The organism is Rhodothermus profundi (assembly GCF_900142415.1).
Taxonomy (GTDB): domain Bacteria; phylum Bacteroidota; class Rhodothermia; order Rhodothermales; family Rhodothermaceae; genus Rhodothermus; species Rhodothermus profundi.
In genome coordinates this window covers 98,408-118,181 of the sequence record NZ_FRAU01000007.1, presented here as the reverse complement: position 1 = coordinate 118,181, position 19,774 = coordinate 98,408, and the positions used below count along the sequence as shown (strand labels likewise).

Genomic DNA, 19,774 nt, shown 5'->3' with positions numbered 1-19,774 from the left:
CGCGGAAAGGAGAGGGATCGGGAAACCCGATCCCTCTCCTTTCCGCGGCGACCGGACTCTCGGGCCGGGATTGTTCAGCGCGGGCGCAGCGGCCGGATTACTACTTCGGAGATCAGGTAGTTGTCATCGGTCTCCAGGACGTGCAGAATGGTCTGGGCCACCTGTTCCGGAGTGAGGGGGCGGTCGGCGCCACGCATGCCGGCCACTTCGAAAAACTCCGTGGCGACAGAGCCTGGATAGACGCAAGTCACTTTGATGCCATGTTCACGTAGCTCTTTCATGATGGCTTCGCTAAAGCCCCGCACGCCAAACTTGGTAGCGTTGTAGGCACTTAACTGGGGGGTGCCGATCAGGCCAGCCACGGAGGCGATGTTGATGATGTGTCCGCCGAAGCCCGTCTCGGCATTTTGCTTTTTCATCTGAGGTACGGCGGCCCGGGTGCACAGAAAGACTCCGCGCAGGTTCGTATTCATCTGCACGTCCCAGTCGTCCAGTGAGAGCGCGTCGACGGGGCCCATCTTTCCCAGACCCGCATTGTTGATGAGAATGTCCAGGCGGCCTGCTTCGCGGATGATGCGCTGAAAGGCTGCTTCCACGTCGTTGGGGCGGGTCACGTCGCAGGCGATGGGGTGAAAACGAGCGCCCAGCTCGTCACGTAGCGCGTTCAGGCGTTCAACGCGCCGGGCCAGACCATACACATGCGTGCCTTTCTGCACCAGCGCTATCGCAAAGGCTCGGCCCAGCCCACTGCTGGCGCCGGTCACGACGGCTACTTTATCCCGAAGCTCCATAATACGTTTTCCGTTTGTTTTTGAGGATGGGCGGCCTTAATCTACGGCGCACGCGGAAAGGGGTGTCCGCTGCCTTTACGGAAAAGCGGCCCCCCTGATGCTCGTAACGCATTTTTTACGGAGGGCGATGCTGCACACCCCAACGGAACGGTTGCAACAGGAATTGACGCGCGTATTTCAGGTGGCAGCCCAGCAGGGACATCTGACCAATCCACAGGCGCTGGCCGCGCATTTTCAAAAGCAGACGCCCGACCTGATTGTCGAGTGGCTGCGGCCGTACGTGACCGCGCGTCGCCAGCAGCGGATTGAGCAGGTGCTTGAAGGGCGTACCTATACGGTCGTACCGGTTATCGAAGGACTGGCCAACACCGGCAACATCAGTGCGGTTATGCGTTCGGCCGAAGCGCTGGGCTATCAGGGTTTCGGTATCATCAAAGGAAATGTTCAGAAGTACAAGACCTCTGAGCGCACCAGCCAGGGCGCCGATAAGTGGCTGGACGTGTGGACGTGGCCGACGGCTGCGGAGGCGGTGCCCGCCTTGAAGGCAGCCGGCTATCGTGTTGTCGCTACCACGCTGGACGCAGCAGCCCCCATTGACACGTTCGACTTTACGGTACCAACAGCTCTGGTTTTCGGAAATGAAGTGGAAGGCGTCTCAAAAACATTACTGGCGCAGGCGGATGCGCGGTGCGTAATTCCAATTGTGGGATTCACGCAAAGCTTTAACATTTCTGTAGCGGCCGCTATTGCGCTCTACCACGCGCAGCGTGATCGGCTGGCGCGTCAAGGGCGACATGGAGACCTTTCGCCCGCATGGAAAGCGACGCTTCGGGCAGTGTTCTACCTGCGCAGCGTACAAAAAGCGGGCGTGTTACTCTGGGAACGCCTGCAGCGTGAGGGGGGCTAAGCGCCTGCTGACGGGAAGTGGTACGCTCTCGCTGGCAGGAAACACTGCTTCGCAAGTTCGGGCGATGTAGCTCCGGCCGGCGGACAGGCGCTAATTGCCCCGATCTGGAACCTGGGGGAGGTCGGTTTTTCTGATTCGCAGACCTCAGCCAGGACGGCATCGACTTTGGCGGGGATCAGTGCCCGGGCTTCGTAGGCATAAAGGTCAGCCTGAGGCGGCAGATGTCTCGTCCGTCTTGTGCGGGAAAGAGACAACTGCCTGCCGCTGGTTCGTTTCCGGGTCTTCAATCCAGACCTCGTAAGTAATCGGAACGGTAGGCCGCAGCATTGCGGTAATGGAGCAGTACTTTTCCTGAGAGAGCTGGACGGCTCGGGCGATCTGTTCTGGTTTGAGGGCTCGTCCGATCACCCGATAGGTCAGGTGGATATGCGTGAACACGCGCGGGTGGGTCTCGGCGCGATCTGCCTGCACTTCTACCTGGAGATCAACAAAAGGCGCGCGCATTTTCTGAAGAATGGAAACCACATCCATGGCCGAACAGCTCATAAGCGCGAGGAGCACCATTTCCATCGGGCTGGTGGCGCCGGAAGGACGCTCGCCGTGCGATGCGTCGAACACAGTCCAGTGGCCGGATCCGGCCTGTCCGATAAAGGTCAACCCTTCAACGTACTTGACGCGGCCGTGCATGGCATTCGTTCTGGCTGGTCAGTGTTGCGCCTGCAAAATCGACATTTTGGCAGTGCCGTGCAACGTCTGAAGCGGTTTTGCCTGAGCAGCGTCGGAAAGAACATAAAAAAAGATTACCGCCAGCTTCACAGACGGCCAGAAAGGGCGATATTTCGGACAGCTGTCGCGCATGGTTAAAACGAAAGACATGGGGCGTTGGCTTAAAGAAGCACTGCTGGATATAGTCGTTACGGGTGTCATTGTACTGGCCGCGATCCCTGCGTTGCCGTGGGCGCGCTGGATCGTGCTTGTCTACACCCCGTTTATGCTGCTGCTCAAGGTGGGGGCATTGCTGGCAGCGCCGCATCTCCCGCGCACGCGGCGCAGCGCGCCTGAAGCGCTATTTCACGTGCTTTATGGAATCAACGTGCTGGTGCTGCTGGTGGGGCGCTGGTGGTGGATGGCGCTGGCATGGGCGTTGATCTGGGGGCTTTCGGTGGCGGTCGTACATCGTCAGCAGCGGCGATAGGATCTCGCTGCCTGCTCAGCCGTTCACGCGGCCGGGTCGTCTGCTGCGCGGCATATGCTGCATACCTACTACACGTTACGGGCACTGGCTGACGAATGGCGTCGCGAGCTGGCAGGAAGTCTGCTGGCCGACGCCTTCTCACAGGAACGGGATGAGCTGGTGCTGGCATTCGCTCGGCCGCAGGCGGCCTGGATGGTGCGTATCTCGACCGGATCGTTTCGGTACCTGTTTCGTGCGGAGGGATATAGCCGGGCGCGCCGTAACGTCGCCACGTTGTTTAAGGAGGCGCTGGGCCGGACGCTTCGCAACGTGCGGGTCGCTGAGCGGGACCGGGTGCTGTTTTTTGAGCTGGACGATGGCACCCGGTTTCAGTGCTGGCTGTACGGTCCGCATCCTAACGTGCTCTGGGTAGGTTCCGACGGACAGGTGCAGGCGGCTTTTCAGCAGTGCGAAGCCTGGCAGGGACAGCCAGCGCCAACGCCGCGTCCTGCCCCGGAGGTAGCGACGTTCGAGGCGTTTCGGGCACGATGGCGCTCTGATCGAAAAACCCTGGTACAGGCGGTCGCCTCAGCTTTTCCCTTGTTTGAGACATTACTGGCACAAGAGACGATCTACCGGGCCGGTGTGACGGTGCAGGCGCCGGCCGAGTGTAGCGAAGCCGAGCTGAGGCGTTTGTATGAGGCGGGGCGTGCCCTGGAGGCTGAGTTAATGCATCCGGCGCCCCGGCTTTACGAGGCCGATCGGTGGACCGTGCATTTTGCGCTGATGCCGCTGAAACATCTGGCGCATCTGCCCTGCAGGTCGTTCGATTCCGTCGATGCAGCCGTGCGGGCGGCGGTCCGTCGGGCGTTGGCTGCGCGCGCCTTTCAAGCAGCGTATGAGCCGCTTCGGCAGGCGTTAGAGACAGCAGTAGCACGTGCGCGTCAAGAGCAGCGTGCCCTTGAGGCGGCGTTGGCTCGGCCAGATCAAGCGGCGCAGTACGAGCAGTGGGGACACCTGCTCATGGCGCAGGCTCATCAGGTGCCTGCCGGGGCAAAAGTAGTGGAGCTACCTGACTGGTTTAACAGCGGAGCCTCCGTGCGCATCCCGCTGGATCCTACGCGGTCGGCCGTGGAAAACGCACAGGCTTATTACGAACGAGCCCGACAGGCACGCCAGGAACGCGACGCACTGCACCAGCGGCTGGAAGCAGTTCGGCAACGGCTCCCGAAGCTGGAGGCGCTGCGAGCTGAGCTGGAGCATCTCGACACGATGGCAGCTCTGCGAGCGTTTCGCCAACGCCACGCCGATGAGCTGGCCCGGCTGGGACTTGGGCGGGTCGGGCGAAAGTCGTCCGAGGGCATTCCGGCATTCCGACGCGTGCCGCTGGGCCAGGGCTTTGAAGCCTGGATTGGGCGAAATGCTCGGGAGAATGAGGAGTTGACCTTTCGCTATGCCCGCAAATACGATCTGTGGCTGCATGCGCGGGGCGTGGCCGGTTCGCACGTGATTCTGCGGGTGCCCGGTCGTAATCGCGTGCCCGATCGAAAGGTGCTGGAACGGGCGGCCTCGCTGGCGGCCTATTTCAGCAAGGCGCGGGGGAGCAGCGTGGTACCCGTAGTGGTGGTGCCGCGGAAATACGTCCGCAAGCCGCGAGGAGCTGCGCCGGGCACTGTAGTCTTTGAACGGGAGGAGGTGCTGCTGGTGGAGCCGCAACCGCCTGAGGCGGTGCAGGCAGAAAATTTTTAGAGAAGGAGTAGGCGACTGGCAGGATCGATCAGTAGCCCGTAAGTTAGGCCGTTCAGGCCCAAGAATTGTCCAGAAAGCAACCATGTCGTGGTGGGAAGCCCTGATTCTCGGTCTTTTGCAAGGACTGACGGAGTTTTTGCCGGTATCCTCTTCAGGCCATCTGGTGCTCGGGCAGTATGTGCTGGGGTTGAATCCGGGCGGTGTAACCTTTGAAGTGTTTGTGCACTTTGGCACCGTGCTGAGCATTCTCACCGTCTACTGGCGTCGGGTAGGGGCCATCATAAGCGCGGTAGGAGAGGCGTTGCCACGTCCGAGCCATTGGCGCGCTCGCTACCAGGAGCACGATCCCTTTCGGATAGCCGTCTGGATTCTGATCACCCTGATTCCTACCGGACTGGTCTATGTACTGCTGGGAGACTGGATTGAGCAGACGTTCGAGCATCCACGGTTTGCGGCCGGCATGTTGTTGGTAACGGGCGTGCTGCTGGTGCTGACGCGGTTGCGGCAGCATCCGAGTGGCGATCTGTCGCCGCTTAAGGCATTTGTGGTAGGGATCGCTCAGTCGGCTGCGATGCTGCCGGGCATTTCGCGGTCGGGTTCTACCATCTGTGCAGCGATTTATCAGAACGTGCGCCCAGAGCGTGCGGCAGATTTTTCGTTTCTGATGCTTCTGCCGGTTGTGCTGGGCGCGACCCTGTTGAAAGGGATAGAACTGCTTCGCACGCCCGAGGCGGCCGACGTGCTGCCGCTGGTCATTGGGACCGTAACGGCTTATGCGTCCGGGGTGGTCGCCATTAAGGTGTTGCTGCAAGTTGTGCGCCGGGGGCAATTGGTATATTTCGCCTATTACTGTTTTCTGGTGGGAGGGCTCGGGCTCTGGTTGATTCGCTGAGCGCAACTCCGACGTCTCATTGTACGTACAGCGATCCCAGATCAACGTGCTGCTGTTTTATGCCCCTGACCTACGAGGAAACGGTCCGCCGAGAAATCGAACGCTGGGTACGCTCGGGTGGGCCGCTCTGGCAAGAGGCCTTCGACCGGGCGATGCGTCCGGTGGACTGGCTGGTCGAGCGGGTGACGCCAGCTGCCTGGCGGAAGCAGCTTGATGCTGCAGTGGCCCGCTTTCTGGAAACGCTGCATGATGTGGCCAGTTGGACCTACAACGAGCAGTACGTGCTGGAGGCGCTTCGTCAGCAGGGGGTGGTTGTGGATCAGCTTGAGGCGTTGCGCACGGAACCGCTGGAGCGACTCGACCCGGTCGCGCGAAGCTTTTTCGGTCAGCATGCCGTGCTGGCTGCGCTTGAGGGAGCGGGGGCAGGCCTGGGCGGCTTTACGTTAGCAGCAGCCGACGTGCCCCTTCTCTTTGGTATTAACCTGCGGCTAATTCAGCAGATCGGAGCCGTATATGGCTTTCGTGTGCAGGATCCGGTTTATCGACCCCTGGTGATCGCCATCTTCAATGCAGCAGCAGCCGGAACGGCCGAGGCCCGCCAGGCCGCCTGGCGAGAGGTGAGCGTGGCCGCGGCGTTGCTGGCCCGTGGCGCTTCGTATCAGGGGCGCACGCGCGACTTCGTGCGTGCGCAAAACCGGCATCTGCCTCGCGAACTGATCAAAAACCTGGCCCGTCGCAAGCTAGGACAGCTCATTCCGCTGGCCGGTCTGGCCGTGGGCGCGGGCATCAACTACGTCTTTACGCGCGAGACCGGGCAGGCAGCCTACATGCTCTTCCGCGCGCTGCACCTCGAACACCGGGAGCGCCGGTAACAACGGGAACGAAATGGCCGGCTGCGGGCTTCTACGCGCCGGATAAAACCTGGTGGAGCGGAACCATGGCGCTGGTTGCCATTGTGGGGCGGCCGAACGTTGGTAAGTCCACCTTCTTCAACCGGCTGACCCGCTCGCATGAAGCCATTACGCACGATCAGCCCGGCGTGACGCGCGATCGCGTCTACGGCACGGCCGAATGGAATGGCGTGCGCTTTTCTGTGGTAGATACCGGGGGGTACGTCCCCCATTCGTCGGATATCTTCGAGCAGGCGATTCGCGAGCAGGTGCAAATAGCGATTGAGGAGGCCGACGCGATCCTGTTCATGGTCGATGTGACCACCGGAGTGACCGATCTGGACGATGCGCTGGCCGAACTGCTCCGGCGTACGGAAAAGCCCGTTTTCGTGGTGGCCAACAAGGCCGATAACGACGAACGTACCTGGGAGGCCAGCACCTTCTACCAGCTTGGTCTGTCCGAAGTCTATCCGATCAGCGCGTTGAGCGGACGCGGGACGGGCGAGCTGCTTGACGCGTTGGTGCAGCAGTTGCCCGTGCGCGATGGGACAGTGGAAACGGACGAGCGCCCGCGGCTGGCTATCGTCGGCCGTCCCAACGTGGGGAAATCATCGCTTACCAATGCACTGCTTGGCCAGGAGCGCTCAATTGTGACCGACATCAGCGGCACCACGCGCGACGCGGTCCATTCGGTCCTTAAATACTACGGTCGAGAAATCGTGCTGGTCGATACAGCCGGATTGCGTCGTCGCTCTCGCATTCGGGAAAACATTGAATTTTATGCAACGCTGCGCACGGAGCGGGCTCTTCGTGAATGCGACGTGGCCATTACCTTGATTGATGCCACCGAAGGGTTGACGGCCCAGGACATTCGCATCTTGCGCCAGGCTGAGGAGCTGCGTAAAGGAATGGTGCTGGTGGTAAACAAGTGGGACCTGGTCGAAAAAGATGCCAACACCATGAAAGAATGGGAGGAGGCCATTCGCTATCGGCTTCCGACCTGGACGCACGTTCCCCTGCTGTTTATTTCGGCCAGGACGCGCCAGCGCATTCACCGCGTGCTCGAAGAAGCGTTGCGCGTGTACGAGAACAGGCGGCAGCGCATCGCGACCAGCCGGCTTAATGAAGTGCTGCAGGAAGCCATTCGCCAGCAGCATCCGCCCACTTACCGGGGACGCCCGGTAAAAATCAAGTACGTGACCCAGGTTGAAACGGCCCCGCCGGTGTTTGCCTTTTTCTGCAATTATCCAGAGGGTATCAAGGAGCCGTACCGGCGCTACCTGGAAAAGCAGATCCGCGGGGCTTTTGGGTTCGAGGGCGTGCCGTTGACCCTTGTGTTTCGCCAAAAGTGAGCAGCGACGAACCCTGACGGCCTACTTCGACGTTTACCGCCCGGTGTGTGGAACGAAACCAAGGTGCACAACCCATGCCTGGCAAACCGGCCAACCTGGCCTCCCCCAACGAGCGTAGGCTGAATTTCTGGGAGCGGCTCTATCTGCCGGCCGTTGTGAAAGGCCTGGCCTATACCTGGCGGAAGATGCGGTCGCCGCTCTACACGTTTCAGTATCCGGACGAGCAGTGGTATCCGCCCGACAGCTACCGGGGCCGGCCTGTGCTGGTAGAAGAAAACGGGCGGCCGCGTTGCGTGGCCTGTGGGTTGTGCGCTCGGGCATGTCCGCCGCTGGCTATTTCTATGCAGGCGCGGGAAGTGGAGGACCCCAAGGAGCGAGAGCCGGCCTGGTTTGAGATCAACATGCTGCGCTGCATCTACTGCGGCTACTGCGAGGAAGTATGCCCGGAAGAGGCGATCGTTATGTCGAAAGAATATGACCTGACGTTTCAGAGCCGGGACGAAGCCATCTTTGGGCTGGAAAAGCTTCTGGTGCCGGCGGAGCGTCTGAAAGATCGACTGGAGTGGCTCCGGCAGTATAAAAATCCCCAGCATGGACAGCACTGGGAGTTTCGGAAAGAGAACAACCTGCATAGCTTGAAGGATCGGCCGTTCTTGAAGTGGCTGCTGGAAGAAGAAGGGATGGAAGCACTGGAGCGCACCCATCTGCGGCCAGAGGCGCCTGTGGCAGCCGAGCGGTCGTGGGGGGGCGTGCGGGCAGCGGAATAAGATGGCTGGCAGGCAGTCGCAAGATGCAGCAGCCCTGCGGGCTGCGTTGATCGAGCAACTGGCACACCTGCTGCGAGAAGTCGAGGCGTTGCAGCAGGTTATTGATATAGTACCGGAGCCTTTGCAGACGGCGCGTCCGCTGCCGGAAGAGCCTTCAGTGCGGGAGACGTATGGCATGCTCGTAGCGGCTGACGAACGCGTATTTCTGCCCGCCGTGCAGGCTTTCCTGACCGGACAGGCCAGGGAGCTGGAGCTGCCAGACGATGACGCGCTGCGAACAGTTGAGAACTGGAACACCTATCCATTGCCTGCAATTCTGAAGCGACTACAGCAGGTGCGTCGGGAGCTGGTTGCCCTGTTGCAGCAAGCACCGTCCGAAGCATGGGATCGTACGGCGTCGTGTGAGGAGGAAACCTGGGATCTCTATCAGTACGCTTATTTTATCATACAGCACGACACGGAGCTGCTGCGGGCACTGGCGTATCGGTTACATGCGGCCTATCTGCCGGGTAAGCCCCGTCCTGTTGCGTGAATGCAACAACGCTGCAATTTCGAGAGCCCCTTGTAGTCAGGGGGTTGTTTTTCTACCTTACTTAAAAGTGTGAATGCACGGTCAATGTAATGAAGCACACGTGGGGATCCCCATAGGGTGATGGGACAGCAGCCGGGTGGACAGTCGTTTGAGCAACTGGAGGTGGCTTTTCAGCACGGCAACTTCGCGCCGCTTTACTTTCTTTACGGCGAGGAGACGTTTTTAATGGACACGCTCCAGCAGCTCCTGGTTGAGCGGGCGTTGCCGCCAGAACTTCGGGCGTTCAACCTGGATGTGGTGTACGGCGACGAAGCGGAGGCGCGCGCTGTGCTGGCGTTGTGTCAGAGTCTGCCGGTTATGGCCCCGCGTCGGGTGATAGTCGTTCGCAACTTCGACAGTCTGCGCGAAAATCGGTTGTTTGCCGACTATGCAGCGCGGCCCAATCCGCAGGCCGTTGTTTTACTAATCTGTTCGGGCCGCCCCAACTTGAACGCCCAGCCCTACCGGGCACTGCGCCAGCATGCCGTCTGGGCCGAGCTGCGGCCGTTGCGTCCGGCTCAGGTGCCTGGCTGGCTCGCTCGCTATGCTGCGCGTGAGGGTTATCAGCTTGAGCCGGAGGCGTTGCAACGGTTGGCTGAGTATGTAGGGACCGACCTGCAAACCGGGGTGCAGGAGCTGCGCAAGCTGTTTGCCTATGCAGGAACGCGAAAGACGTTAACGCTGGATGACATTGTTACCGTCAGTGGTCAGACGCGGAGCTACAATATTTTCGAACTGCAACGCGCAGTGGGAGAAGGGCGTTATTCAGACGCAGTCTACATAATGGAACAATTGTTGCGGCATGCGTCAAATCCGCGGAGTGAGGCGCTCCGCATTGTGTCGTTTCTGACAACTTTTTTTACAAAGCTCTGGAAGCTGACACTTTGCCAGGGCCAGCGCCTGTCGAACCAGGCGCTGGCTGGACGGATCGGGGTACCGGTGTACTTTCTGCAGGAGTATTTGCAGAGCAGTCGCCGGTATGGACGCGAGGCAATCCGGCGCGTGCTTGCGGCGCTTCTGGCAGCCGACGTGGCCCTGAAGCGCGGGAGCAACCTCGATCCGCGTCTGGTGCTGCACCTGCTGTTGCGGCAGGTGCAGGCGGCCTGCCGGGCGCCGCTCCAGCAGGCGGCTTGAACGTTACGTAGAAAACCAACCCTATATGGATTGGCGATGCACATTCAACAGAAACAGCGGGTGGTGTTGCGCAGGGAGGCGCTGCACCGGTTGCCTTCCGAGGAGAATAAGGCGCGCTATGAGGAACTCCAGCGACTGAGCGACGAGGACCTCATGGCGCTGTTCCAGGCAGGGACGGTGGAGGCCTTCGACATTCTGGTAAGCCGGTACAAGGACCCGCTAGCTAACTACCTGTACCGGTTTCTGGGAGATCCGAAGGAGGTCGAAGACCTCCTGCAGGAGACCTTTATGCGCGTATATCGCAACCGACACTCCTACCGTCGGATTGCAAAGTTTTCGACGTGGCTCTATACGATTGCGGGTAACCTGGCGCGCTCTGAATATCGAAAGCGTAAGCGGCGCCGTCTCTACTCGCTGCAGTCCGTAAACCGCGACGAAGAAGAGTACGAAGTGGAGATCCCGGACGAGACGTTCGCCCCGGACCGGCACACGGAAAGTACCATCCAGGATCGCTACATTCAGGAAGCGCTCAAGCAAATCCCGGAGGAATTCCGGGAGGTGGTAGTGCTCCGCGACGTGCAACAGCTCTCGTATGAGGAGATTGCGGAGATCACCGGGCTGCCTATGGGCACGGTTAAAAGCCGGATTAACCGGGGGCGGACGAAGCTTCAGGCCTTGCTCAAGGATGTTTATCCAATCCCTGAGGAATCTTAAGGGTGGGCGTTGTCGTAAGTGCAGGGCCGGCAGGAACCTTCCTGCCGGCCCTTTGGCGTAAAAGTAGGGGTGTAAACCTGCAGCGTCTGGTAGCCTATGCGTGAGGATTACCACGATCCCGACTCATCGCGGCCGGAACACGACTGTCCATTCAGTGATCTGGACGAACTGTTGTGTGAGTACGTGGACGGAACCATGGATCCGGCCGTGCGGCAGGTATTTGAGGAATACCTGCGTACCAATCCGACGCTGGCGCGCCACGTAGAATGTCTGTGCCGGACGCGGCAGTTGCTCTGCCAGCATGGTGCCTGTAAACTTCGGGCACCGGAAGGTTTTCAGGCACGTCTTCGGCAACGGCTGGCTTATGAGATGATGCGCGAACAACGATCCCTTGAATATCTGAGCCTGCCGTTGCGAAGTGCTACGATGTTGGCCTCAGCCGTAGCGCTGGTGGTTATTCTGGGAATGTGCACTGGCGTGCTGCTCTATATGGAGCAAGAAGCGCGTTCCCCCCATGCCGTCGTGCAGACGGCCCAGCCCGAACCAGCTCCGGCCGTTACGCTTGAAACGCTTACGCCGGTAAGCACCGAACGCCGAACGCTTCCAGGGGCGTACCAGCCAGCCTGGACGCTGTCGGCTGCCTGGAACCGAAAAGACCGTGCGCCGATTCACTATGACACGCTCCAGACCATGCGCTTCGTGCAAAGAAGCCATGGAGCACCTTGACAGGCGCCGGTTGTGCGTTGTACTATAGAAAGCCTCAGGCGCGTTGGGCCCTTAGCTCAGCGGTTTAGAGCGCTCGCCTCACACGCGAGAGGTCAGTGGTTCGAATCCACTAGGGCCCACAAAAAACCCGTTGCCCGCCGGCAACGGGTTTTTGTGTGAGTAGTTGCACCGGCCCCTCGGCGTCCCTACCTTTCTCAGCAGGACAGAAGCGTACGTCAACCCGACTATGGCAGCTCATCGACCGGTTTTGGCCATCGTGGGAGCCGGGGCTGTTGGGCGGGCGCTGGGCAGGGCGCTTCGGGCGGCTGGCTACTCGATTGCTGCGGTGCTCAGCCGAAGTCAGGAGGCTGCTCGTGCGCTGGCTGCGCAGGTGGCAGCGCCGGTAGCTTCGGGCGCACTTGAAGATCTGCCCGGAGAGGTGCGTCTGGTATTCTGCTGTGTTCCAGACGACGTATTGCCCGGCCTGGCCGAACAGCTTGCCCTGGTTCCGCACGACTGGCCGCATACGGTGGTAGCGCACACGTCAGGTGCTCTGCCCGCCCAGGTGCTGGCACCCGTCGGGCGTCGCGGTGCCGCCCTGTTAAGCTTTCATCCAGTCCAGTCCTTTCCCCGACAGGGGGCCGTCCCTTCGCTTGCAGGGATCGCTATTGGCCTGGAAGGTGATCCCCAGGCTGTTGCGCTGGGGCGTGAAGTCGCACAGGCGCTGGGAGCTCGGCCGGTTGAGCTTTCGGCAGAGACCAAACCCCGCTATCATCTGGCGGCTACGCTGGCTTCTAACGGCCTGGGGGCGCTCATGGCCGTTGCGGGCGAAGTGCTTGCCAGCATTGGACTTTCTCGGCCCGAAGCACATGCCCTGCTGCTGCCCCTGGTAGAAGGTACGCTGCACAATCTGAAACAATTGTTGCCTGAAGAAGCGCTGACCGGACCGGCGGTGCGAGGGGATCTCTTTCCCATTAGCCAGCACCTGCAGGCGCTTCGGCAACACCTGCCGCATCTGTTACCTGTTTACGCCGCATTAACTACCGAGATGATTCGGGTAGGGGTGCGCAGTGGTCGACTGGCGCCCTCGCAGGCCACCGCTATACTGGAGCGGCTGCAGGAAGCGCTTGATTCGATGCAGGATATGCCGCCGGAGCGTCTGGCATAGTCGCAGACTGGAACATCCCTTGCCATGCATAGTTGGGCGCCGTCAGATGCTGTGATCGAGCGGGTGTTGTCTGGACATGCGTGTTAGACGCCGTCGCGTTGCGGCTTTACGAAAAAATTGGATGCAGACAGCCAGTGCGCAAGCTCCTGAGGTTGCTACCATTGAGCGCTCGGAATTGGGACAACTGGAGACCTTGCTAAAGGGGGAGGCAGCGGCTACGCTGGCCTTTCAGTCGGTGCTGGCCACCTTGCTGCCTATGCTTGAGCGCGTGCTCCAGCGGGAGCAGCAGGCGACAGAAGCTGCCCTTTCGCTGGCCCAACGGGAGACGCTCCAGGAAATGACCGACGCCCTGGTGGCCGTCATTCAGATGCTGCGTGGGGCGCTGAATGAGCGGGGGCAACAGGTGCTGCGGTATGAGCGTCCTGTCAAAGCCGGCCCGCCTGAGCGGTCCTGGTGGTTTGCGCTCTCTGAGGCGTTGGAGGCCGTAGAAGACGCGTTGCAGCGCATTCCTTCGCTGGTTCGGGCACAACCGCGGGGCAGTCTGGCGCGTCGGGTAGGCGCGCTGCTGCTTCGCCTTTTGCGACAGCATCAACGCCACCTGCTCCATGAGGCGCGCGAGTGGATCGAATGAAATGCCGGATCCTATTGGTCAATGGCTCCGCGCAGCCGATCCGGACCTGGAAGAGCGGTGGAAGCAGCTCCTGGCCCATCTGGAGACGCTGCTGGGAAGGATGCCAGCCAGCATTGAGCAGGTGCTCTTTCTGATCGGCGTTCAGGAACGAGGACGTGGCTACGAACCAGGGCTGTCCCGGGAGCAAAAGCAGGATCTGATCATGGAGGGTGCTCGGTGTGCTTTTGCTGCCATCGGACTCTACCGACGCACTGCAGCCGATCCGACCCGCTGGGAACCCACCCTTTCGCCCTGGCCCGAACTGTCGCGAGAAGACCAGGAAAAGCTGCTGCGCATTGCCATTCTGGAATATTTTAAACCGTTACTGCCATGAAGAGGCAAATGCTCATGGGGATTGTGCCGGTGCTGCTCTTTGCCGCCTGCCAACGTCCTCCTTCCTCCCAACCCTCCCCTGCCGATAGCCTGGCCCAGACGCTCGATACCCTGGCCCTTCCGGCTACGAACTACTATGCCATTTACACGCCGCTGGGACGCATGGTGGTGCGGCTTTACGATGAAACGCCACAGCATCGGGATAATTTTAAACGGCTGGTAGCAGCCAGTTTTTATGACAGCACAACGTTCCATCGCGTAATAGAGGGCTTTGTCATTCAGGGTGGGGATCCGAACTCAAAGGATGCCGATCCATCGAACGATGGGACCGGTGGGCCCGGCTATACGATTCCCGCTGAGATTCGGCCGGGCTTATTTCATAAGCGAGGGGCTCTGGCAGCGGCCCGCCAGGGCGACGAAGTAAATCCAGAGCGTCGCTCCAGTGGCAGCCAGTTTTATCTGGTGGTCGGTCGCACGTTCGATTCCGCTACGCTGGACGAAATTGAAGCTTATCTGCGGGAGCAGATTCCGGACCCTCACTTTGCTTTTCCTGATTCAATTCGGCGGCTTTACCAGACGGTAGGGGGAGCTCCGTTTCTGGATGGTCTCTACACGGTCTTCGGGGAACTGGTTGAGGGGTTTGAGGTCCTGGATGCTATCGCGCGACTGCCCACGCCACGCCGTACAGGACAGCAGGCGCCGCCTGCCCAGTTGGATCGACCATTGCAGCCGGTACCGATGACCATTCGCCCGCTTGAGAACTATTCACCGGGTTCCTGAAACCCGCCTTGCCGGCACAGGGTACCACCCTTGGGTAAAGCTTTTTAAGACGTAGCTCGCCGGGCTGCGTCTTTTGTTTTGTTTTTGAAGCAAGCTGTCGGATCGTAAGCGTGTCCGCACCATGAAGCGTGTCCTGACCGAACAAGAACGGGAGCGACGTCGAGCGCGCCAGCAGCTTGAGGCCATTGGAATCAATCCGTACCCCTATCGCTGGGAAGTTACGGCCCATGCGGCCGAGATCCTGCAGAACTTTGAGGATGCGCGGCATCAACCCCGCGAAGACGGGCCTGCTCCGGAGCCCTACACCGTGTCGATTGCGGGGCGCATTATGACGCGGCGAATCATGGGCAAGGCCGCGTTTTTTGATTTGCAGGATGAAACTGGCCGCATTCAGGTATACGTTCGGCGCCAGGACCTTCCGGAGGGCTTCTACGACCAGGTCTTTAAGAAACTGCTGGACATTGGCGACCTGGTGGGAGTGGAAGGGTATGTGTTTCGCACGCGGATGGGAGAGATTACGGTCCACGCCCAACGGTTAGAGCTGCTGGCCAAAGCGCTGCGTCCGTTGCCTGTGGTCAAGGAACAGGATGGGAAGGTGTACAACGAGGTAACGGACAAAGAATTTCGCTATCGGCAGCGATACGTGGATCTGATCATTAATCCCGATGTGCGGGAGGTTTTTCGCAAGCGGGCGCGGATGATAACCACGATCCGGCGGTTTCTGGACGAGCGAGGTTACCTGGAGGTGGAAACGCCTATCCTGCAACCCCTCTATGGAGGAGCTTCGGCCCGTCCTTTCACGACCTATCATAACGCGCTCGACATGCCTCTCTACCTGCGGATAGCCGACGAGCTGTACCTGAAGCGGCTGATTGTGGGCGGCTACGAAGGCGTCTATGAGATTGGTAAAGACTTTCGCAATGAAGGGCTCAGCCGCTTCCACAATCCAGAATTCACGATGCTCGAGCTGTACGTAGCGTACAAAGACTATTACTGGATGATGGACTTTGTCGAAGAACTGCTCGAGCATGTCGCTATTGAAGTGACCGGATCGCCGGAAGTGCAGTGGGGCGCGCACACGATTTCGTTTCGTCGTCCCTGGCCGCGCATCCCGATGTTTGAAGCTATTAAAGAGCGGACGGGGTATGACCTTTACGGCAAGTCGCGCGATGAGCTGGCGGAGATCGCTCAAAAGCTAGGGCTGGAGATAGATGAGACGATGGGCAGTGGCAAAATAATCGACGAGATTTTCGGCGAATTTGTCGAACCCCATTTAATCCAGCCGACCTTTATCATTGACTATCCCATTGAGCTGAGCCCGCTGGCCAAGCGGCATCGAGAAAAACCTGGCCTTGTCGAACGCTTTGAAGTGATCGTCGGTGGAAAAGAACTCTGCAATGCCTTCAGTGAGTTGAATGATCCAGACGATCAGCGGGCGCGTTTTGAGGAGCAGGCTCGGCTGCGGGCGGCGGGAGATGAGGAAGCCATGCAGATTGACGAAGACTTTCTGCGGGCGTTAGAGTACGGCATGCCGCCAACAGCCGGGTTAGGGATTGGAATCGACCGACTGGCCATGATTTTGACCAATCAGCCTTCGATTCGGGATGTAATCCTGTTTCCGCTGTTGCGGCCTGAGCAGCCGGCCGTGCCCGCCGGTTCTGGTACAACGGATCAGGCGGAGGCCTCTAAGCCCTGACGCCTTATGGAAGCGGCTCCGTCTCGGCCGGTCGGGCGCGCGGACGCTTCGCCGACGGGCTATGTGGCGCTGGTACGTGAGAACGTGCACTTTCGCCGGCTGTGGCTGGGCAATCTCATCTCGCTACTGGGCGACTGGTTCAACACGATCGCGCTGTACACGCTGGTTTCGGAGCTGACGGGCTCGCCATTTGCCCTGGGGGGTGTTTTTCTGACCAAGCTGCTTCCCTGGGCGCTGGCCTCGCCGCTGGCCGGTCTCCTGGTGGACCGGTTCAACCGGCGGCGACTCATGATCGGGGCCGATCTGGTGCGGGCAGTCATCGTACTGGGCTTTTTGCTGATCGACGAACCCGGTGAGGTATACCTGGTCTATGTGCTGACCACGCTGCAAGTAATTGTAACGGCAGTCTTTCAGCCGGCCAAAAGCGCGTCGATTCCAAATATCGTACGACCAGAAGCGCTGCTGACCGCTAACGCGCTCATGTCGGCTACCTGGTCGGTTATGTTGGCCCTGGGAGCCGCCTCGGGCGGGTTGGTGACAGCGTGGCTGGGGACGGCTCCTGTCTTTGTGATAGATAGTCTGACATACCTGATCTCGGCCTTTTTCATCTACCGAACGGTCATTCCCCAGCAGACAGCCCCTGCCGCAGGCCGGTTGCTTCAGACGGCCGGCCGCGAACTGCTGGACGGTTGGCGCTACCTCACCTCCCATCCGGGCGTGGGGCGCATTGCGCTGGCTAAAAGTGCCTGGGCGCTTGCCGGTGGTGGACTTGTGTATATGCTGGCACTGATTGGCGAGGCCATTGAGCCGACGGCTCAGGCCGCCGGCATTGGCTGGCTGTTTGCAGCGCGAGGACTGGGAACAGGGATCGGACCTGTACTGGCACGAGCAATTTTTCAGGATGTGCGGCGCTGGCCGGCTGTGCTGGGCTGGAGCATTCTGCTCAGTGGGCTCTGCTATGGAGTGGTAGGCCTTCAGGCATGGACCTATGCGATCGCACCGGCGGTGCTGCTGGCGCATGCGGCCAGCGGAGCCAACTGGGTGCTGGCCAGCGTGTTGCTGCAACAGCGAACAGAGGATGCTTTTCGAGGACGCGTGTTTGCTGCAGAGTGGCTGGGCGTGCTGTTCGCAGAAAGCTGCTCTATTCTGGCAGCCAGCATGCTGTTGGAGTGGCAGGTGCTTTCGCTTCGGGAAGCGGTACTGGCGTTTGCGCTAGTGCAGGGCGTGATCGGACTGGCATGGCTGGCTGTGATTGTGCCGCGCGAGCGGCGCGCTTACTCAGAAGTGTGAAGCATGGTGCGGCGCACGTTTTGCAGCGCGATCCGCACGTTTCGCTTAAATCCTTCAAATTTGGCCCGCTTGACCGCACTTTTGCGGAATTTCTGTCGAAATGCTTCCAGGTCCAGCTCTTCCCAGCGGTCCAGCGGCGTGTCGGGCAGGCCGGGCCGCGGCAGAAAGCGTGGTTCGTTGGTAGCATATTTGAACTTATTCCAGGGACAGACGTCCTGGCAGATATCGCATCCAAAAATCCAGTTGCCCATTTTTTCCTGAAGCTCCGGCGGAATGTCGTCGCCGCGGTGTTCAATCGTCAGGTACGAGATGCAGCGGCGGGCATCAAGCACGTAGGGCTGAACCAGTGCGCCGGTTGGACAGGCGTCGAGGCAGCGCGTGCAAGAGCCGCAGTAGTCTGGAATGGGGCCATCGGGGGGCAGCGGGACGTCTACAATCAGTTCGCCGATGAAGAAAAAGGATCCCATGCGCCGGTTAATCAGGTTCGTGTTTTTGCCGATCCAGCCCAGGCCACTGCGGCGAGCCCATGCTTTGTCCATAACCGGGGCAGAGTCTACAAAAGCGCGGCCGTGCACCTCGCCTACCTGCGCCTCAAGCCAGGCAAAGAGCTGGTAGAGCTTTTCTTTGAGCACTTCGTGGTAGTCGTCGCCCCAGGCATAGCGACTGATCTTACCGGTTTCCGGTGACGGATCAGGGGAGAGGGGCTGGTAATAGTTGTGCAGGACCGAGATGACGGAGCGGGCTCCTTCGACCAGTTTAGTGGGATCAATACGTTTGTCAAAATGGCGTTCCATCCAGTGCATGGTTCCGTGGAAGCCGGCTTTCAGCCAGGCTTCCAGACGGCGCGCTTCTTCGTCGAGCACCTCGGCTTTCGAGATGCCACAGGCATCGAAGCCGAGGCGCCGCGCTTCGGCCTTTAGCGCTCGGGCCAGACGCTCCTGGGCATGTTGATCGAATCCGGGCATGGGGAGCCTTGGGCCTGCTATGGTAAAGACAACGGACGCAGCCAGCCAGAGATCCAATAAAAAGTGGGCTCTCCGGAAAGGAGAGCCCACGATAATTTTTCGAGCGGGGTGTGGCATTACATGCCGCCCTGCATCGGAATGGTGTCGGCGCGGCGGTACTGCGCCAGCCCTTCCTTTTTGCTCGTGATGCCGGTAACCCGGCCTTTGCCTTCTACGACCAGCCGGCTTGCCGGAATGCCATTGCTGGTGTAGAACTGCTCCACGGCGCGGGCGCGGTCGGTCGAAAGCTGCTGCGGGTTCCGTTCGCCTGGCGCCGCCCAGCCTTCAATGCGCACCGACAGGTTCGGGCAGTCCTGCAGAATCTGCAGATTTTCCTGCAGCGCTTCACGGGCGGCATCGTTGAGCACGCTTGAGTTCCGGTCAAAGAAGACCGGATTCATTTCGGCCACGTCGGCGCAGTATTCTGCTTCGTAGGGTTTGACCGTGAGGGTGAGCGTGCGCGAGTCGGAGCCGGCTTCGTTCGACACGTTCAGCGTGACTGTGTAAGTGCCTGGCTGATTGTAGGTGTGCGTGGGGCTGGCGCCCGACCCTGTGCTTCCATCGCCAAAGTTCCATTGATAGGTGATGGGCTGATCGCCGCGCACGTTGGCGCTAAAGCGCACGGCCGTCCGCGTGTCAGGCTGCATGGGATCAGCCGTAATGGAGATAATTTCAGCGGGTACGGGCGGGCGGTAGACGACCACCGAGGTGGAACCGGTACTGGTCGATTTGCCTCCGCGATTGGAGGCAGTGACGGTCACGGTATAGGTCCCAGGTTCCGTGAAGGCATGCGTGACCGGGTTGCCGGCACCTGTGCTCCCGTCACCGAAGTCCCAGCTAAACTCAACAGGCGGCTTGGCGTCTTCGTTGATGGTGGCTGTAAAGGTGCCGCTCTGGTTAACCTGGAGGCTGTCGGGCCCTTCGACGCCCAGCACTTCCACCGGAGTTGAGCGGCAGCCCGTCAGTCCCAGAATGGTCAGGGCCGCCAGTGCCGTCAGCAGCAGGTAGCGTTGAGGCTTCATCTTGCTCATGGCTGTTTAAACGTTAGGAGGTTGGCGGACTCGCTTGTGACACTATTTCAGTTTTCAATTTAAAAAAACAGGTAGAAATTGAACACACCTGTCGTCCTCCCTGTAAGAAAATTTGTTGATCTTGCGCTACAGAGAAGCCATTTCTGTCAGGTGCCG

21 protein-coding genes and 1 tRNA gene are annotated in these 19,774 nt (G+C 60.0%); 18 read left to right on the top strand and 4 right to left on the bottom strand.

What is annotated here, in order from left to right; all coding sequences use genetic code 11:
* Positions 1 to 74 precede the first annotated feature (74 nt).
* On the bottom strand, positions 75 to 791 hold the full coding sequence (locus BUA15_RS10750) for an SDR family oxidoreductase (protein WP_072715997.1): 717 nt from the start codon (positions 789 to 791) through the stop codon (positions 75 to 77).
* A 127-nt stretch (positions 792 to 918) separates the two neighbouring features.
* Between BUA15_RS10750 and BUA15_RS10745 the strand changes: the two genes are divergently transcribed.
* Positions 919 to 1,698, top strand: coding sequence for a TrmH family RNA methyltransferase (locus tag BUA15_RS10745; RefSeq protein WP_072716051.1), 780 nt, complete (start codon positions 919 to 921; stop codon positions 1,696 to 1,698).
* 204 nt (positions 1,699 to 1,902) lie between these two features.
* Here BUA15_RS10745 and BUA15_RS10740 read toward each other — a convergent pair whose 3' ends face one another.
* On the bottom strand, positions 1,903 to 2,385 hold the full coding sequence (locus BUA15_RS10740; RefSeq protein WP_072715996.1) for an OsmC family protein: 483 nt from the start codon (positions 2,383 to 2,385) through the stop codon (positions 1,903 to 1,905).
* Between the two features lie 187 nt (positions 2,386 to 2,572).
* On the opposite strand from BUA15_RS10740, the gene BUA15_RS10735 reads away from it, so the two are divergent.
* The 17 genes from BUA15_RS10735 to BUA15_RS10655 all read left to right on the top strand — a co-directional run bounded on the left by BUA15_RS10735 (position 2,573) and on the right by BUA15_RS10655 (position 17,583).
* Positions 2,573 to 2,893 (top strand): hypothetical protein, encoded by a 321-nt coding sequence (locus tag BUA15_RS10735; RefSeq protein WP_072715995.1) that lies wholly within the window; start codon positions 2,573 to 2,575, stop codon positions 2,891 to 2,893.
* Positions 2,894 to 2,947: 54 nt separating this feature from the next.
* Entirely contained in the window at positions 2,948 to 4,621 is a 1,674-nt protein-coding gene (locus BUA15_RS10730) for an Rqc2 family fibronectin-binding protein (protein ID WP_072715994.1), read from the top strand.
* 82 nt (positions 4,622 to 4,703) lie between these two features.
* Positions 4,704 to 5,513: an undecaprenyl-diphosphate phosphatase gene (locus BUA15_RS10725; RefSeq protein ID WP_072715993.1), complete on the top strand. Its 810-nt coding sequence runs from the start codon at positions 4,704 to 4,706 to the stop codon at positions 5,511 to 5,513.
* Positions 5,514 to 5,572: 59 nt separating this feature from the next.
* Positions 5,573 to 6,385: an EcsC family protein gene (locus BUA15_RS10720; RefSeq protein ID WP_072715992.1), complete on the top strand. Its 813-nt coding sequence runs from the start codon at positions 5,573 to 5,575 to the stop codon at positions 6,383 to 6,385.
* 65 nt (positions 6,386 to 6,450) lie between these two features.
* Complete coding sequence (der, locus tag BUA15_RS10715; protein WP_072715991.1) at positions 6,451 to 7,755, top strand: ribosome biogenesis GTPase Der; 1,305 nt, start codon at positions 6,451 to 6,453, stop codon at positions 7,753 to 7,755.
* 74 nt (positions 7,756 to 7,829) lie between these two features.
* Positions 7,830 to 8,522, top strand: coding sequence for a NuoI/complex I 23 kDa subunit family protein (locus BUA15_RS10710; RefSeq protein WP_072715990.1), 693 nt, complete (start codon positions 7,830 to 7,832; stop codon positions 8,520 to 8,522).
* Between the two features lies 1 nt (position 8,523).
* Entirely contained in the window at positions 8,524 to 9,054 is a 531-nt protein-coding gene (locus BUA15_RS10705) for a DinB family protein (RefSeq protein ID WP_072715989.1), read from the top strand.
* Between the two features lie 120 nt (positions 9,055 to 9,174).
* Positions 9,175 to 10,227 carry a DNA polymerase III subunit delta gene (gene holA / locus BUA15_RS10700; RefSeq protein ID WP_072715988.1) on the top strand — a complete coding sequence of 351 codons (1,053 nt, stop codon included), beginning with the start codon at positions 9,175 to 9,177 and terminating at the stop codon, positions 10,225 to 10,227.
* Positions 10,228 to 10,263: 36 nt separating this feature from the next.
* Complete coding sequence (locus tag BUA15_RS10695; protein ID WP_072715987.1) at positions 10,264 to 10,941, top strand: RNA polymerase sigma factor; 678 nt, start codon at positions 10,264 to 10,266, stop codon at positions 10,939 to 10,941.
* Positions 10,942 to 11,037: 96 nt separating this feature from the next.
* Positions 11,038 to 11,667, top strand: coding sequence for an anti-sigma factor family protein (locus BUA15_RS10690; RefSeq protein ID WP_072715986.1), 630 nt, complete (start codon positions 11,038 to 11,040; stop codon positions 11,665 to 11,667).
* Between the two features lie 45 nt (positions 11,668 to 11,712).
* Positions 11,713 to 11,786, top strand: a tRNA-Val gene (locus BUA15_RS10685).
* Positions 11,787 to 11,893: 107 nt separating this feature from the next.
* On the top strand, positions 11,894 to 12,814 hold the full coding sequence (locus BUA15_RS10680) for a Rossmann-like and DUF2520 domain-containing protein (protein WP_072715985.1): 921 nt from the start codon (positions 11,894 to 11,896) through the stop codon (positions 12,812 to 12,814).
* A 76-nt stretch (positions 12,815 to 12,890) separates the two neighbouring features.
* The gene (locus BUA15_RS10675; RefSeq protein ID WP_072715984.1) at positions 12,891 to 13,445 is read left to right on the top strand and encodes a hypothetical protein; all 555 of its coding nucleotides are present in this window, start codon (positions 12,891 to 12,893) and stop codon (positions 13,443 to 13,445) included.
* On the top strand, positions 13,420 to 13,818 hold the full coding sequence (locus BUA15_RS10670; RefSeq protein WP_084660582.1) for a hypothetical protein: 399 nt from the start codon (positions 13,420 to 13,422) through the stop codon (positions 13,816 to 13,818). The genes BUA15_RS10675 and BUA15_RS10670 overlap by 26 nt, the downstream gene beginning before the upstream one ends.
* The gene (locus BUA15_RS10665; protein ID WP_072715982.1) at positions 13,815 to 14,597 is read left to right on the top strand and encodes a peptidylprolyl isomerase; all 783 of its coding nucleotides are present in this window, start codon (positions 13,815 to 13,817) and stop codon (positions 14,595 to 14,597) included. Before BUA15_RS10670 ends, BUA15_RS10665 begins: the two co-directional genes overlap by 4 nt.
* A 121-nt stretch (positions 14,598 to 14,718) precedes the next feature.
* The gene (gene lysS / locus BUA15_RS10660) at positions 14,719 to 16,293 is read left to right on the top strand and encodes a lysine--tRNA ligase (RefSeq protein WP_072715981.1); all 1,575 of its coding nucleotides are present in this window, start codon (positions 14,719 to 14,721) and stop codon (positions 16,291 to 16,293) included.
* Positions 16,294 to 16,299: 6 nt separating this feature from the next.
* Positions 16,300 to 17,583 carry an MFS transporter gene (locus BUA15_RS10655; protein WP_072715980.1) on the top strand — a complete coding sequence of 428 codons (1,284 nt, stop codon included), beginning with the start codon at positions 16,300 to 16,302 and terminating at the stop codon, positions 17,581 to 17,583.
* Here the strand turns inward: BUA15_RS10655 and queG are convergent.
* Positions 17,568 to 18,548, bottom strand: a complete 981-nt coding sequence (queG, locus tag BUA15_RS10650) for a tRNA epoxyqueuosine(34) reductase QueG (protein ID WP_072715979.1) — start codon at positions 18,546 to 18,548, stop codon at positions 17,568 to 17,570. The two genes, BUA15_RS10655 and queG, sit on opposite strands and share 16 nt — an antisense overlap.
* A gap of 116 nt (positions 18,549 to 18,664) precedes the next feature.
* Positions 18,665 to 19,618, bottom strand: a complete 954-nt coding sequence (locus BUA15_RS10645; protein ID WP_072715978.1) for a PKD domain-containing protein — start codon at positions 19,616 to 19,618, stop codon at positions 18,665 to 18,667.
* Positions 19,619 to 19,774 lie beyond the last annotated feature (156 nt).

What these genes read in the sequence shown, in the direction of transcription:
- BUA15_RS10655 (WP_072715980.1), top strand. Translation starts at nt 16,300, where the DNA reads ATGGAAGCGGCTCCGTCTCGGCCGGTCGGGCGCGCGGACGCTTCGCCG.
- BUA15_RS10730 (WP_072715994.1), top strand. Translation starts at nt 2,948, where the DNA reads ATGCTGCATACCTACTACACGTTACGGGCACTGGCTGACGAATGGCGT.
- BUA15_RS10745 (WP_072716051.1), top strand. Translation starts at nt 919, where the DNA reads ATGCTGCACACCCCAACGGAACGGTTGCAACAGGAATTGACGCGCGTA.
- holA (WP_072715988.1), top strand. Translation starts at nt 9,175, where the DNA reads ATGGGACAGCAGCCGGGTGGACAGTCGTTTGAGCAACTGGAGGTGGCT.
- queG (WP_072715979.1), bottom strand. Translation starts at nt 18,548, where the DNA reads ATGCCCGGATTCGATCAACATGCCCAGGAGCGTCTGGCCCGAGCGCTA.
- BUA15_RS10665 (WP_072715982.1), top strand. Translation starts at nt 13,815, where the DNA reads ATGAAGAGGCAAATGCTCATGGGGATTGTGCCGGTGCTGCTCTTTGCC.
- BUA15_RS10725 (WP_072715993.1), top strand. Translation starts at nt 4,704, where the DNA reads ATGTCGTGGTGGGAAGCCCTGATTCTCGGTCTTTTGCAAGGACTGACG.
- BUA15_RS10735 (WP_072715995.1), top strand. Translation starts at nt 2,573, where the DNA reads ATGGGGCGTTGGCTTAAAGAAGCACTGCTGGATATAGTCGTTACGGGT.
- BUA15_RS10670 (WP_084660582.1), top strand. Translation starts at nt 13,420, where the DNA reads ATGAGGCGCGCGAGTGGATCGAATGAAATGCCGGATCCTATTGGTCAA.
- der (WP_072715991.1), top strand. Translation starts at nt 6,451, where the DNA reads ATGGCGCTGGTTGCCATTGTGGGGCGGCCGAACGTTGGTAAGTCCACC.
- BUA15_RS10710 (WP_072715990.1), top strand. Translation starts at nt 7,830, where the DNA reads ATGCCTGGCAAACCGGCCAACCTGGCCTCCCCCAACGAGCGTAGGCTG.
- BUA15_RS10680 (WP_072715985.1), top strand. Translation starts at nt 11,894, where the DNA reads ATGGCAGCTCATCGACCGGTTTTGGCCATCGTGGGAGCCGGGGCTGTT.
- BUA15_RS10675 (WP_072715984.1), top strand. Translation starts at nt 12,891, where the DNA reads ATGCGTGTTAGACGCCGTCGCGTTGCGGCTTTACGAAAAAATTGGATG.
- BUA15_RS10750 (WP_072715997.1), bottom strand. Translation starts at nt 791, where the DNA reads ATGGAGCTTCGGGATAAAGTAGCCGTCGTGACCGGCGCCAGCAGTGGG.
- BUA15_RS10690 (WP_072715986.1), top strand. Translation starts at nt 11,038, where the DNA reads ATGCGTGAGGATTACCACGATCCCGACTCATCGCGGCCGGAACACGAC.
- BUA15_RS10645 (WP_072715978.1), bottom strand. Translation starts at nt 19,618, where the DNA reads ATGAGCAAGATGAAGCCTCAACGCTACCTGCTGCTGACGGCACTGGCG.
- BUA15_RS10695 (WP_072715987.1), top strand. Translation starts at nt 10,264, where the DNA reads ATGCACATTCAACAGAAACAGCGGGTGGTGTTGCGCAGGGAGGCGCTG.
- BUA15_RS10705 (WP_072715989.1), top strand. Translation starts at nt 8,524, where the DNA reads ATGGCTGGCAGGCAGTCGCAAGATGCAGCAGCCCTGCGGGCTGCGTTG.
- BUA15_RS10720 (WP_072715992.1), top strand. Translation starts at nt 5,573, where the DNA reads ATGCCCCTGACCTACGAGGAAACGGTCCGCCGAGAAATCGAACGCTGG.
- lysS (WP_072715981.1), top strand. Translation starts at nt 14,719, where the DNA reads ATGAAGCGTGTCCTGACCGAACAAGAACGGGAGCGACGTCGAGCGCGC.
- BUA15_RS10740 (WP_072715996.1), bottom strand. Translation starts at nt 2,385, where the DNA reads ATGCACGGCCGCGTCAAGTACGTTGAAGGGTTGACCTTTATCGGACAG.